Here is a 13363-nt window from a genome sequence, read left to right on the forward strand (position 1 = left end):
AGGGTAAAAACGCGGCAAGTCTAGCAAAATGTCCTCCTCTTGTACAGCCGCCATGATGATACCTTCTCGCTCATGGGAACTGCACGCGAACAGCGACATCTTCCGCCATATTATCGAATGATACGAAAAACACACCTTCACTTGCATTATAGCGCTGATCAAGCGGAAGTGCGGGGGTCAATTCCACTTTTGCGGGTTCTCGGGGGGTCAGGACGAGCACCTTTGCGACGGTTCCCTTGGGGCCGCGTGTCTGAAACGTCATTGCTCCCTGGCCGCGGGATTCGTTTCGGAGCCGGGCGGAGGCAACGGCCACGGTCGGCAAGGGAAGGTGAGTTCTCCCCCACTTCACATCATATAGCAAGGCCACCTCGCCGGGATGAAGTGTCACCGTGTCCAGCAGTTCAAGTGAGGGGTCAAACAGGTCTATGAACGCCCCCTCGAGTTTCACGGGGTCGCGCGAGATGGATTCGTCCAGCACGACAAGGAGGACGTACGGCCCCCGCCGGAGCATCAGGTAGTGTTGCATCTCGAGCGCCGAACCCGTGATTTCCAGTGCTTGACGGACCCATTGCCGCACGCGTTCCGGGGCGAGGGGATCGCTCTGCAGTTTGGCGGGATGTTCATTCGCTACAAGCACGAACCCGTTGCCGGCGGGTTGAGGGTCTGACACACCTGCATTGACGTTCATGCGGCGGAACAGGTCGTCCTGGGGCGTTCCCGCGTCCGCACCCTGATGGTTCCACCACTCGCGAGCGCCGTGGTAGGGGTCGGAGCCGTCCCCAACGTACAGCAACACGCCGCCAGCCTTGACCCATCGCTCAATGGCCTCATGATAGGCGGGGTTCAAGGGTTTCTGCCCCTCGTAGGTGAGTAAGAGCACGCGGAAGGAGTCCAGTACGCCCTCGTGGACGACATTCTCCAACTGCACAGTTTCGAGGGGGATGCCCGCCTTGAGTAAAGGCAGTGCCAGGCCGTAGAAGAAGCCCATGGCACGATCGCTGGGCTGGGGCTGGGCGCGCTGAAACATCATCGTGTCGGATACCAGGATGCCAATTCCCCGGGTGCCGCAATCAAAGCTGACGTCGTCTTGCTTCATGTTGTTGAGGGCGTTGATGACGGTGAGAATCTCCGTAGCATAGTCGATGGGAATACCCTGACGGCCGCCGGACTGTACATCCATGTCGACCTTCGGGTACGTGCCCTTGAAAATGCGATTGGGCCATGGCATGACTTCGTAGCGGTAGACACCCGGCCACATGAGCGACGCCACGACAGTGCGCTCGTAGTTGCTCTTATAATCGTTCCAGCTGCGGTTTGGGTTATCTTCAACGGGATCGGCCAAGAACCACACTTTCCTGCCCGTGGGACGCACCATGGCCCACATCTGGCCGTACTCGAAGAAGGCGGTCTCGAAGGTGCGTTCTTTGGCGACTCCCTGATAAACATTCGGGGTCCGGGCGGTGCCTGTCCATACCTGCGCGATGTATCCGTCGAAATCGGGCAGATCGCTGAGGTGGGATTCCGGGCTCACGATACCCCAATGGGCGTAGTTGATGAGGCTGTGGGTGGGCACGTGGCACTCGACCTCGACGCCCTTTTCCCTGGCACGGGTCTTGATATGGGCGAACACTTCCTTGAGCGCATTGAAATACAGTTCGTACTTCAGTTTGCTTGCGCGGTATTGCGCATCGGGGCTCGAATCGGGCGGCTGCCATGTCTCGCCGTAAAACCGTTGCCACTCCGCTTTGAACCCTTCGCTCCACCCCGCCCGGGCCCAGTATTCGGGTTCTTCGAGATAGATTGCCGAGACGCCCAGGTCTACTGCCGGGTCCATGAGTTTCTTGATGTACTCGACGTACGCGGGTGACGGCACGTTGTAGCCGACGGTCGTGCTGTTGCCGTGCATCAGCAGGTCGCCGTTTTTGACCGTTTGAATCTCGTCGCGTTTCAGCTGGCCGCCGACCATGTAGTAATCGTCATAGCCGCCCCACGAGATGCCGGTCATCATGGCCGCCGTATAGCCTTTCGCGCGCCACTGCTCGACGCGTTCCTCAAGCGAAGAATTCACTCCATAGACCACCGCGACGTCGGAACCGATATCCAGTTCCGGCGCGTACGACGAACCCGTCTGGAAACATGTATAGTCCATCATGTGCGTCTCCGCGGGGTTCGCGAAGGACCCCGCCAGGCAGCAGACACAGGTGATGAGCGAAAGATTACGCTCCATGAAGTGTTTCTCCGTCAGCCCGCAAGACGACACCAGAACCTCACAATACCACGCGGGCGGCAGGCATTCAACGCGTTCCGGGCGGGCGCCGGCCCCCGGGAATACTCTTTTTTCGCAAGCGTTGCCCTGACGCGTTCCTGATGCTACCATCCGCGGAATGGAAACGCCACGCCTGAAGGTATCGGAACGCCTGCGCGAGATATTGTCGTATGACAAGTTCGCCGGGGCGGCGCCGCGCATTCTGATCCTGCAAAGTGAATACTGGGTGGACGGCGCCTGCATTCATGCGTGCCACGAGCTTGGATGGAAGGTCAAAACCGTCCCAACCGTGCTGGAAGGGGTGCTTCCCAAGGAGAACGTGGCGCGCTTGATCGCGGCCCTTGCGGAGTTCCGGCCCGATTTCGTCCTCACGGTGAATCTGAGCGGCATGGATGTCTCGGGCCTGTTTGCGCGCTTTTTTGAAGATGTCCGGGTACCCTACGTAACCTGGTTCGTTGACGACCCGCGCACGATACTCATGGACCGCACCGATTTCGCCTCGCCGTATGCCCTCGCACTCACGTGGGAGCGCACGTACGCGGCGAGTCTCGAAGCGGCGGGGTTTCCTGTGGTTGAGACCGTACCCTTGGCGGCGGATCCCCATGTATTCAATCGCGAACCGTGGGATGTGTGCGACACTCCGCCGTCATTCGTGGGGAACTCGATGGTATCGTTTGCGAACCGGGAATGGGACCTGCTCAAAGGGACCCCGGAACTCGAAACAGCGGTGCGCGAGAGCTTCGAGAGGGGACGCGTCACTCGGGAGAATTTCGGGAAGGGGCTCAAAACGCTCCTGGACCCGGCATATGTGGAAACACTGGATGCGGAACAACGCCGCCATGCGGAGATGCTATTCTTTGTGGAAGGAACGCGGAGGCTGCGTCATGCCTTGGCGGCGGCGGTGGCGCCCGACGGCGCAATCATGCGGGGCGACGACGGGTGGCGCATCGATTTCCCCTCCTCCGGCGGGCCTATCCATTACATGCAAGACTTGCCGGGTTTTTACAACCGGTGTGAAGTGAATCTCAACTCGACAAGCATCCAGATGGCTACCACCGTCAACCAGCGGGTGTTTGACTGTCCCGCCGCGGGCGGGTTTCTGCTCACCGACGGCCAGTCTGTGCTCGAAGAGTTGTTTGACACGGAAAGGGAAGTCGCGGCGTACCGTTCCCTGGACGAGTGCAGGGAACGGCTACGATTCTTTCGGGCGCATCCGAAAGCGCGGGTCGAGATTGCAGCTTGTGCTCGGCGCCGCGTGCTGGGAGAGCACACGTACGCCCATCGGCTCCGGCGTATTGCCGGGATTGTAAAGGCCCGCTTCGGCTGAGTGCCCTCGTCCGTGGGCTCCGGCCGGGTGCTTCAAACAGATTGCATGCAATTTTCGCACTGCAATGTTATAGTACCCATCATGAAGCTGACGCGAGAGGATAGAGACTGGCTCCGGCTCGCCTTGGTGCCGGGGGTGGGAACGGCGCATTTCATACGGCTGCTGGCCCGTTTCCGCACACCAAGTCACGTGTTCGAGGCGCCGCGGGGCATGGTAGCGGACTTGGTAGGCTCCAATCTGGCGGATCGCATCCGTCAGTATTCGGAAACCAACGAGGCCGCTGAACAGGAAGCCGCCATGGAGGAATGGGGCGTCACCCTCATCACCATGGAGAACCCCCGCTATCCGCTGCGGTTGGCTGAGATATACGACCCGCCGCTCTTGCTGTTTGCCCGTGGCGGACTTCCCGTGGACCAAGAGCCCTATGTGGCGCTCGTGGGTACGCGGCGCGCATCGCCCTACGGCATTCGCATGGCGGAGAAACTGGCTGGAGAACTCGCGGTCCGGGGCATCACGGTGGTCAGCGGCATGGCAATGGGCATTGACGCCGCAGCGCACCGGGGCGCACTCGAAGCGGGCGGCCGTACCATCGCGGTATTGGGATGTGGTGTCGATATTGTGTACCCTCCTCAAAACGAGGAACTTATGCGGGATATCGCAGCAAGAGGCGCCGTCATTTCGCAGTTCCCCATGGGAACTACGCCGAGCAAAGGGCATTTCCCCTACCGCAACCGAATCATCAGCGGGATGAGCCTGGGCACGGTGGTAATCGAAGCGCCCTTGACCAGTGGCGCGCTGATCACGGCACGGCAGGCGGCCGAACAGGGCCGCGAGGTGTTTGCCGTGCCCGGTCAGGCGGGAATGCACAACGCCGAGGGGCCTCATGCGCTGATTCGTGAAGGGGCGAAGCTCGTAGAGCGGGTCGAGGACATCCTGGTCGAGTTGGAACTGCCGGCCGAGTGTTTGCGCGCCGAACGTTCGGAACGCGAAGAGGCCGTTCGCGTCTCCGGCGCACCCGAACCTGCAACCGTGAAGCCGCAACGGTCGAGCACGCGCAATGCCGAGCCGTCTCCGGAGCCTGTCCCACGACGTGAACCGGCGCCATTGCCTATGGACGGCACGGAAAAGGCGATCTTGGAGGCGTTATCGCCCGAGGGTTCGTATGTGGACGAGATCGCGACATCCTGCAGACTGAGTGTGTCAGAGGCCCTGAGTTCGCTGACCATGCTTGAACTCAAAGGTCTGGTTCGGCAGTTCAGCGGCAAGCGCTTTGCCCCTCGATGAGCGCCTGGATTCAAAGCATTGCGGACAAGATCCGCCGGGGCGAGCCGGTTCCCCTCCCCCTTGCGGCACTCTTGAGCCTTGCCACTCCGGTGATGCGCGCAGGCATGCGCATGCGGCTTCGAAGACCGCGCGTTCGAGTCGATGCACGGGTCATTAGTCTTGGCAACATCACGGCGGGGGGCACGGGCAAGACCCCCGCGGTCATCGAACGGGCATGGAAAGAAATCGGAGCGGGCCATCGCGTTGCCGTTCTCACCCGGGGCTATGGCGCGCGGTCTGAAGAACCCATGGCTGTTCACGTGGGCAAGGGCTCGCCTGCGCTATGTGCCAGTCTGGGAGATGAACCCGCGCTCATTGCAACCAGGGTCCCCGAGGCCCTGATCGTACGATGTGCCGACCGTGTTGCCGCTGCCCGGAAAGCCATCGGTGAATACGATTGCGATACGCTGATTCTCGACGACGGTTATCAATACGTGCAACTCGAGCGCGACGAGAACGTGCTGGTGATCGACGCCACAAACCCATTCGGGAACGGGAGGCTCATTCCACGGGGCATTCTGCGCGAACCGCTCGAGGCCATGGCGCGCGCCACCCATATCATCCTCACGCGTTGCGATCAGGCCGATTCGTTCGAGTCAATCCTCGATGCCGCCGCAGCGTATTGTCCCGAAGCGCCCATTCGGCGGACGCGCCACGTGCCGTCGGTCCTGTGGCGGGTGTCCAACGGCGAGCAGTTGCCCCTCACGCGGCTTGCTGAAGAGAAGGTCTGCGCCGTCTGCGGCATAGGAAACCCGGAAGCATTTTTCAACACACTCGAGGAACTGGGAACGGAAATCACCTGCCGCATGGCGTATCCCGACCACAGCCCGTTCCCCGTCGAGACCCTGCCGCGTGATATGCTTGTGGTAACTACTGAGAAGGATGCCATGCGGCTCGAGGAACCGGGAACGAACATTGTCGCTTTGGGTATTGAACTCGAAGATATCGTCTGACTCCGAACGGAATTCCGGTTCCACTGGCAGCGCGAACAAGCTGTTTCATCGCCGTTTCCGGAAATATAAATGCAACACAATCTCAGATTTACGCTGATACTTCTTGCATGCGTGGGGCTGGTTGTCGTGTTGTGGCTCCTGTTGCATGGCGGGTCGAAAACGTCCAGCCCTGAGACTGGCGGGGTCGGTCCAGTGCCGGTCAAGCCCACGGACCGGCTGCCTGTTCCGCCAGCGCCCTCGCATCGTGCCTCCCAAGCAGGCCGCGTGGATACCGGCGTAATCGGGACGCGCAAGGCCGTTCTGTCAGCCCCGGAGGGCGAAGGCCGCATCCTCCCGGGCGTCGTTCTGGGACGGGTCCGGGGATATGACGGTCAACCTGCAGCCGATGCCGCGGTCGCGGTCCTTCAGACAGCCGGCGAGACTCCGTGCGGTCTTCTCAAACATCCTGTCCGCCGCGATGCGCGGACCAATCCTGATGGGGAATTTGAGATTGCGAATCTGACCTTGGGCAATTATTCCGTTGTTGCGCGCACCGAGGGCTTTGCCCAGGCCGGAAAAGCGTACCTGTCGGTTGAACAACCCATTTCGGACCTCGACATGAAACTGACCGCTTCGAGCCATGTCTCGGGGGTCGTGCACGATGCCGCCGGGCAGCCGCTTGGCGATGTGACGGTATGGGCGCTGCAACCCGTGGGCGCGGAGCGGTTCGGGTTGTCCCGGACCGCGCTGCAGTCCGGAGGGTTGGATGCGCGATGGCTGGTGATGCCCGACTCCGCGGCATCGGGCGCTGACGGTCACTTTGAGTTCTCGGGGTTGCCCCAAGCGCCCACTTACGTGTTGGCGGTACCCCAAAACGCTGCCGCGTCGCTTGCCGGTCCCACCCAGCCCCCGTTTGATGGGCTTGATATCGAGGTGACGCGCGGCGGGGCGCTGGGCGGCAGTCTAGTGCTCGGCGAGACTGGGGAACCGGTCCAAGGCGTGGCGGTGGTCGCGAATGGCCCGACAACACAGGAGCGCTTCGAGTCGGTCACGACAGCCGAGGGCCGCTTCGATTTTTCCGCGCTGCGGCCCGCTGCCTACGAATTGGCCCTCGCGGATGAGCGATACGCCCTTGCCCAAGGCGCTACCCTGCGGGTACAAGTCCGTGAAGGCGAAACCGACGGCAGCCTGGTGCTGCGCGTCGTTCCGGCCGCGAGTGTGTCAGGAGGCGTCTATGACAAGGAGTCTGATGAACCTCTGCCGGACATGTATGTGGCTGCGCGCGGCGAGGGGAGTGTCTCCAGCATGACTGTAGAGACCGGCTCGGACGGCTCGTATGCCATCACCGGCATGGGGCCGGGCGATTACCGGATATTCGTAGTGGCGCCGAGCCTCCGCTACGCCCGGGCTTCCGGCCTGGCCAATGAGGCATCCGTTTCGCTGCAACAGGGGCAAACGCTTGAAGGACTTGACTTCCGCATCCTCTTTGGCGCAGTTGTTCAAGGTTACGTGGTGGACGAAGCGGGCAGCCCTGTGCCGTACGCGGATGTGACTTTCAGCACCACTGAAGGGTCGCGCGTGGAGGCGGAGAAGACCGATGCCCAAGGCCATTTTGCCTGTGCAGGGCTTACGCCCGGCCTCCGGCTCATGCTCCAGGCGCGAAAACGGCGCCTGATTTCCCCCGAACCGGTGCCGGTTGAGGTCCCCTCGCAAGGCGTCTCGAACGACGTGACCCTTGTTGTTGCGCCCGGCGCGACGGTTCAGGGCCAGGTGGTTCGGAGTTCGGGCACGCCGGTGGAAGGCGCGCCGGTTTTCATCACGGCAACCCAGGCGTCCTATTTGCGCATTAACGACGTGCAACCTTCGGGCAGGGAAGGAAGTTTCATCTGGGATGGGCTCCCGGGAGGAGATTTCATGGTGGGCGTCGTGGCCAGAGGCTTGCCAGAAGGCGCTCCCCGGCGTCCGAATGTCGAGGTAAGCGTGGCATCCGGGGAGCAGAGTGCCCCCGTGAAACTGGTCTGGGACGGCGAACCAGGCGAACAGGCCTCTTTGGAAGCAGGCGAAACAGGGGATCTATCCATTCGCGGCCGCGTGACTGACCAGGAAGGGAATCCCGTCTCCGGCGCAGATATAAACGCGCGTTCGGCAACCGGATACTCGCATTCAGCCAAGTCGTTTCACGATGGCGGTTTTGAAATCGCGGGGGTCGCATCAGGGACCTATTCCCTGCGCGTTTTTCACAAGGATTTCGCGGCTGCGGAACCTCGAGACGTTCAGGCGGGTGTGAGCAACCTGGCGGTGGTGTTGCAGCCTCCGGCCACAGCCTCGGGCCAAGTCGTCGACGCGGCAACCGGTCAACCCATCCAGGAATTTCAGCTGGCCCAGGCTTCCGCGAGATACCTTGAGCGTGAGGCATCCGGCCCATCCGTGGGATGGAATCGCATATTTGATCCTGAGGGGCGGTTCTCCGTGGATGTGGGTATTGGCCGTGGCGCCGGCGTACTCATCGCGAAAGCGGAGGGTTACGCGCCGGAGCAGTTGTTGCTGGGCGAAGTCGCCCCTGGACAGCAAATCACCAACCTGGTATTTCGCCTGCAGTCGGGCGCCATTGTGGAAGGAACCGTGAGTGACGCCGCCGGAAACGCCGTCTCCGGGGCGTCCATCTATCAGGGAAGCCAAGAACGCAGGGGTGCGGCAGTGGCGCGTAGCGACGCAGGTGGCGCGTTTCGCGCCGAGGGCCTTGAGGCAGGGTCCGTGGAACTCACCGCGTCGCATCCCTCATATGCCCCGGAGACCGTAACGGTAACTACCCGCCTTGGGGCCGTCACACGGGCTGACTTTGTGCTGAGCGTCGGGGGGGCGGTCGAAGGATATGTTACGAAAGGCGGACAGCCGGTCAACAGGCAGACGGTCTCGCTTAACGTTGGCGACCGGAGCGAAAACACTGTCACGGGAACAGATGGCTACTACTCGTTCGAACGCCTTCCCGCAGGCGAAGGCAGCGTGGTCGTCAATCGGCGCGACGGCACGAGTTCGGCCTCACAGTACCTGCGCGTCAAGCGTTCAATCATTATTGCCGAGAACAGCGTAACGCGAGTCGATTTCGAATTTGCGGGTGAGAATGCTGTTGTGGAGGGCGTGGTGACAGTTGAAGGGGGGCCTGCTTCCCAAGCGTACATAATGTTGGGCATCGAGTCCGGGGGCGGCGACCAGCGCACGGGGACGAACGTCGATGCGAACGGATACTACCGCGTCGAGAACCTCTCCCCCGGTTCGGCAACCCTCGAGGTCTCGTTGCGCGGTGGGCGGCAGAGGCGCATAAAGACCTTCTCGTTCGAGCTCCAGGCTGGACAACGCTTGCGGCAGGATATCGATTTCGGACCGGTCGCCAGCATCAGAGGAACGGTGCGGGGCGTACGGAAAGGCGAACAAGCACATGTTGCCGTGCTCCCGGGGAAGGTCGAAATCGAGAAGCCGACGCTTGAGGATGTTCAGGCCTTCGCCGCGTTGGTTTCCGGCTACACACCAGTTTCCCCGGAGGGGACATTCGTGGTCGAGAACCTGGAACGCGGCACCTACACCGTCGTTGGCGTGGCGATTGCCGGCACCCCCGAAACCGAATATGAGGCCTTCATGAACGCCCGTTACGTGAGCCAGGTCATCGAAGTTGACCCCGATAGCTCCATCGAGATCACGCTCGATCTGTAATCGCGTGCACGCGTATGTTCTTCGCGGCCTGAAGAGGCTGTTTTCCCCTCGTTTGTGTGTTCAGAGCACAGTGGAACCAGAAGATGGCATCACATGGAGCCTCAGAGAACCCCGAGAAGAAAGACGATGGAGCCTGCGAGTCTTGGTGGAAAAGCATCTTTCTTTCCATGCCTCTGCAGCCCCGCGTGAGATGGCATTTCAAGGCGGATTCCGCCGGGCCCGGCCGCGGCCGGAGAATCGTGATCGGTGAGCGTGTTGTAGGGGTTCCTAGGACATGTCGTTTGGGACATGCTTGCACAAAATCATAGGGGTTCCCCCCTACTTTGCCGCGTCGAAATGTCTGTTCGCCCCCTGAACACGTTGTGGCAGAGAGCGTGGCCGCATGTTTTCCGAGAAATTCCCATGGTTCCTGCGCTTTTCCAACATATGGGGCCTTGTATTATTTCTGCATATGTGATACTATAGAAACTTCAAGAGGGTTGCGGTACTGCGTCTCTTGAGGTTCCATCGCACCGAGAGGGAGATGCGCCATGTGGGCGTACACGGTTCGACTATCGCCGGACGCGGCGAAAGTGTGGGAGATGAACCCCACCAAGCGGAATGGCACATCCTGGAGAAACTGTCAGCTGGCTTCGGCGTCGCTTCGAGCTCAGGTCTACGGGTGCCATACGTTCTTCATTGTTTCCCCTGAAGGCGACTTGCTCGCCCAGGGCGACACCGGCTATGTCGCGGATAAGAAGCCCCGAGCATGAGATCCGGACGCGGTCACGGCTCAAGCGCCTTTGAGTTCGCGTGAGTTCGGCAAAACGGCATGGCGCAGTCGCAAGGAGTGTGGATGCAGTTTCGCGTTACCTACGCCAAAGAAGCCCCGCCCGTCATTTCTTCTCTTCCCGTGGGAAATGCCCTACCGATGCTCTGTCACCCCGCCGCCTCCGCGCGTGCATTTTTCGAGTTTACAACATTCCTTGATGCAACGGCTTCTTGAAGGATTTGTGGCCCTTCTCTACACGTATCTCCGGGAACGGGACATTCATGCGGGCAGACGACAAGTCCGCGGCGTCTAGTACTCTTCAGAGTATTCGTCGTCCCAATCGTGCTCGCGCCGGGAACGCCGCTCGAAGCCTTTCTTGGGTTTTTCTGCTTCGTTGTCTCTTTCGTGCAGGTCCAAACGGTCCTTGCTCTTGGATTTGCGGCGGCGTTGCCGTCGCTGCAGCGATTCGTCATCCCAGCCATACTCATCCGAGAAATCGTCCGCGGGGATCATGTGCCCATCTCCTTTCCCCAGAACCACGAACTCATATTAATTGTACTTGACAAGCAGCGCAAATCAACTATTCGTCCCATGTTTGAACCGTATTCCCAGAAACCGGTACACGAGTCTTGCAATCGTAAACTGCGGATACAGGATTCCTTTAATAGGTGCGAGTTCCGTTACATCCATACCGACTACTTCGCGCGCGGAACACAATCTGTGAAACAAACCCTCCACATGCGCCCAGTTCAATCCGCCCGGCTCAGGGGTCCCCGTCGCGGGGATGACCGCAGGGTCGAATACGTCGCAGTCCAAGGTGATGTATACGCGTTCGCGGCACGCCCCTATCACCCGTTTCATCCAGGAATCTTCCCCGGACGGGGGTGCGAGGATTTGATGGGCATAAACGACCGGCGTGCCTAGAGCGTCAGTCTTTTGGCGTTCTTCGATTGCCTGGCTGCGGATTCCTGCCTGGACGAGATGCTTGTGGAAATCCAGCACGCGCGCCATCGCGCAGGCGTGATTCCAGCGTGAACCCTCGTATTCGTCGCGGAGATCACTGTGGGCATCAAGCTGGAGGACGGTCAGGCCGCCGTAAGCCTCGCAGTGCGCCTGGATGGCGCCTATCGTTGAAGTATGTTCACCACCAAACGTTACGACGAACTTACCCTGGCGAATCCAGTATTCGGTTTCGTTCTTAAGAGTGCGCGCGAACTGTCTGCCGTCCTTTTGGCCGGGTTTCATCGGAGCGAGCGTGGCGATACCCCCGAGGGACGCGACGGGTTCCCTGTCCAATGCCGCGTCAAACAACTCCACCTGATGCGATGCCTCGATAATCGCTTGGGGCCCTTTGGCTGAGCCTGTTCCGTAAGAGGAGGTGCGCTCGAAGGGTGCTTGCTGGACAACCACGGAAGCCGTCCGGATATCCGACTGGCTCCGGTCCAACGCAAGATAATTCTTTGAGGTAGGCAGTGCGTGCCGCATGGCTGCTAATCTGAATGGCGGTCCAATTCCTCAAACACAGCTTTCATGAGCAGCGGCCAGACCAGCGTGGCGTCGGCGGCGACTTCCGCATACTTACCGCCGTCCTCGGGCGCCGCGAATTTGCCCCAGCTCACGCCCTCCGAATACGTGCATCCTGAGAGGCCGCCCCAGTGTACCGGCTCGGGGCAAATGCGCACACCGTATTGAAACCGCGCCTCGGGGAGCCTGATTCCCAGCCGGGCGGCCGTGATGTCATAGAACGGGGCAACCTGCTGGGCCCAATTTCGAGGCACGCCGCCGCCAATGGTAAAGATTCCCAGTCGTTTGGCGCGGCCCACGAAACGGGCATACGCCTGAAGGTCCACAAACGGATTGAAGGGAGGCACGGCTGTGAAAACCGCTTGCGGATCGACGGTCGAACCTTCTTCGATCCCCAGTTTGTTCATAACGGCCTTCATGGCCCAGGTGGCGAAATCTAGCCCCAGTTCGCTGTCGGTAAATGCAGGGATAAAGACAGGGACATTGCGTTTGTAGGCGCTGCGCAGAATGCCGGGGCCTTCGTCATTTTGGTCGAGGCGCCGGCCTATTGCGTGACAGAAGGACGCGGAGGACCACACCCCGTCGGGCGGGTCCTCCGTCGTCAGTACGTCAGCCACCAACTCGGCTACCGAGTTGAGGTTCGTCTCCATTTCCAACGTGTCGTAAATGCGGTTATATCCTTTTTCGAACAACTCCCTGTCGTTCGTGTCCGGGTTCACCGCATAGTGTGTCAGGCCTATGGATTCAGTGAGACCATGCGCCATGAGCGCTCCCGTTGCCACGATCACGTCGACCAAACCGCGGTCCAGCATTTCACACACGATGGACCCCTGTTTAGCGACGGTCATGGCCCCGGAGAGGGTCAGGACGAGGCGGCACTCTTCATCCCGGGCCATTGTCAGAAGGGTATCGAAGGCGAGACCGAGCTGCCGGCCTCCGAACGCCGTTCTGCCCATGCCCCGTGCGAGATCCGCGAACGACTCGACCGAGTCCAAGCGCAGGCTCTCGAGCGGGGTTAAACCGTCTTTTCTTCCGTCATGCAGTTCTCGTGAGGACACCAATTCCCTCTCGTTCCAAAGACGGTAGCACGGTGCCTTCTTCGGCGTCTTCGTTCACCGCGAACCTCCCCGCCTCGCGCACCTGGACATCGCCCAGGTTGAGTTCTTCCTGGAGATAGAAGAACACATCGCGGGGGTTGGTCTTTCCGCAGGTGAACACATCCATGGCAATCAATCCCAAATCCGCATAGGAATGGGCAGAGCAATGACTCTCATCGAGCATTACTACTGCGGCGAATCCGGGGGGGGAGTCCTGGCCAAACTTGTACCGGACTTGTGAGATTACGGTCGCGCCGGCGCGTTCCGCGGCGCGTGCCATGGCATTCAGGACCAGCTTGTCGTTGAGGCACACTTCACGTGCAACATTCCGGCAATCGATCAGTAGATGTCTTCCCTTATACAACTCATAAACCCTCCTTGTCGCATGTAGATGCGTCGTGCCGCCTTACGCACTACTCCTTGCTCAAGGGAGGC

Annotated in this window: 10 protein-coding genes; 5 read left to right on the forward strand and 5 right to left on the reverse strand. The window is 60.5% G+C overall.

The genetic code is table 11. The annotated features are described in order from the left end of the window. Positions 1-70: 70 nt before the first annotated feature. A complete protein-coding gene (locus PLJ71_17425) occupies positions 71-2227 on the reverse strand; it encodes a hypothetical protein (GenBank protein ID HQM50473.1) in 2157 nt (718 codons plus the stop codon). A 157-nt stretch (positions 2228-2384) separates the two neighbouring features. On the opposite strand from PLJ71_17425, the gene PLJ71_17430 reads away from it, so the two are divergent. The 5 genes from PLJ71_17430 to PLJ71_17450 all read left to right on the forward strand — a co-directional run bounded on the left by PLJ71_17430 (position 2385) and on the right by PLJ71_17450 (position 10308). Next, positions 2385-3593 carry a glycosyltransferase gene (locus tag PLJ71_17430; protein HQM50474.1) on the forward strand — a complete coding sequence of 403 codons (1209 nt, stop codon included), beginning with the start codon at positions 2385-2387 and terminating at the stop codon, positions 3591-3593. 81 nt (positions 3594-3674) lie between these two features. Next, entirely contained in the window at positions 3675-4877 is a 1203-nt protein-coding gene (gene dprA, locus PLJ71_17435; GenBank protein ID HQM50475.1) for a DNA-processing protein DprA, read from the forward strand. Continuing rightward, complete coding sequence (gene lpxK, locus PLJ71_17440; protein HQM50476.1) at positions 4874-5869, forward strand: tetraacyldisaccharide 4'-kinase; 996 nt, start codon at positions 4874-4876, stop codon at positions 5867-5869. The genes dprA and lpxK overlap by 4 nt, the downstream gene beginning before the upstream one ends. A 69-nt stretch (positions 5870-5938) precedes the next feature. Beyond that, entirely contained in the window at positions 5939-9556 is a 3618-nt protein-coding gene (locus PLJ71_17445; GenBank protein HQM50477.1) for a carboxypeptidase-like regulatory domain-containing protein, read from the forward strand. Between the two features lie 530 nt (positions 9557-10086). Beyond that, complete coding sequence (locus PLJ71_17450) at positions 10087-10308, forward strand: hypothetical protein (GenBank protein HQM50478.1); 222 nt, start codon at positions 10087-10089, stop codon at positions 10306-10308. Positions 10309-10616: 308 nt separating this feature from the next. On the opposite strand, the gene PLJ71_17455 is transcribed toward PLJ71_17450, so the two are convergent. The 4 genes from PLJ71_17455 to speD form a co-directional block, all read right to left on the reverse strand. After that, positions 10617-10820, reverse strand: a complete 204-nt coding sequence (locus PLJ71_17455; GenBank protein HQM50479.1) for a hypothetical protein — start codon at positions 10818-10820, stop codon at positions 10617-10619. Between the two features lie 63 nt (positions 10821-10883). Further along, the gene (gene speB / locus PLJ71_17460; GenBank protein ID HQM50480.1) at positions 10884-11792 is read right to left on the reverse strand and encodes an agmatinase; all 909 of its coding nucleotides are present in this window, start codon (positions 11790-11792) and stop codon (positions 10884-10886) included. Positions 11793-11797: 5 nt separating this feature from the next. Next, positions 11798-12889, reverse strand: a complete 1092-nt coding sequence (locus tag PLJ71_17465) for a deoxyhypusine synthase family protein (GenBank protein ID HQM50481.1) — start codon at positions 12887-12889, stop codon at positions 11798-11800. After that, positions 12867-13292: an adenosylmethionine decarboxylase gene (speD, locus tag PLJ71_17470; protein HQM50482.1), complete on the reverse strand. Its 426-nt coding sequence runs from the start codon at positions 13290-13292 to the stop codon at positions 12867-12869. The genes PLJ71_17465 and speD overlap by 23 nt, the downstream gene beginning before the upstream one ends. Positions 13293-13363 lie beyond the last annotated feature (71 nt).

This window comes from Candidatus Hydrogenedentota bacterium (assembly GCA_035416745.1).
Taxonomy (GTDB): Bacteria; Hydrogenedentota; Hydrogenedentia; order Hydrogenedentales; family SLHB01; genus UBA2224.

What these genes read in the sequence shown, in the direction of transcription:
- PLJ71_17425 (HQM50473.1), bottom strand. Translation starts at nt 2,227, where the DNA reads ATGGAGCGTAATCTTTCGCTCATCACCTGTGTCTGCTGCCTGGCGGGG.
- PLJ71_17430 (HQM50474.1), top strand. Translation starts at nt 2,385, where the DNA reads ATGGAAACGCCACGCCTGAAGGTATCGGAACGCCTGCGCGAGATATTG.
- dprA (HQM50475.1), top strand. Translation starts at nt 3,675, where the DNA reads ATGAAGCTGACGCGAGAGGATAGAGACTGGCTCCGGCTCGCCTTGGTG.
- lpxK (HQM50476.1), top strand. Translation starts at nt 4,874, where the DNA reads ATGAGCGCCTGGATTCAAAGCATTGCGGACAAGATCCGCCGGGGCGAG.
- PLJ71_17445 (HQM50477.1), top strand. Translation starts at nt 5,939, where the DNA reads ATGCAACACAATCTCAGATTTACGCTGATACTTCTTGCATGCGTGGGG.
- PLJ71_17450 (HQM50478.1), top strand. Translation starts at nt 10,087, where the DNA reads ATGTGGGCGTACACGGTTCGACTATCGCCGGACGCGGCGAAAGTGTGG.
- PLJ71_17455 (HQM50479.1), bottom strand. Translation starts at nt 10,820, where the DNA reads ATGATCCCCGCGGACGATTTCTCGGATGAGTATGGCTGGGATGACGAA.
- speB (HQM50480.1), bottom strand. Translation starts at nt 11,792, where the DNA reads ATGCGGCACGCACTGCCTACCTCAAAGAATTATCTTGCGTTGGACCGG.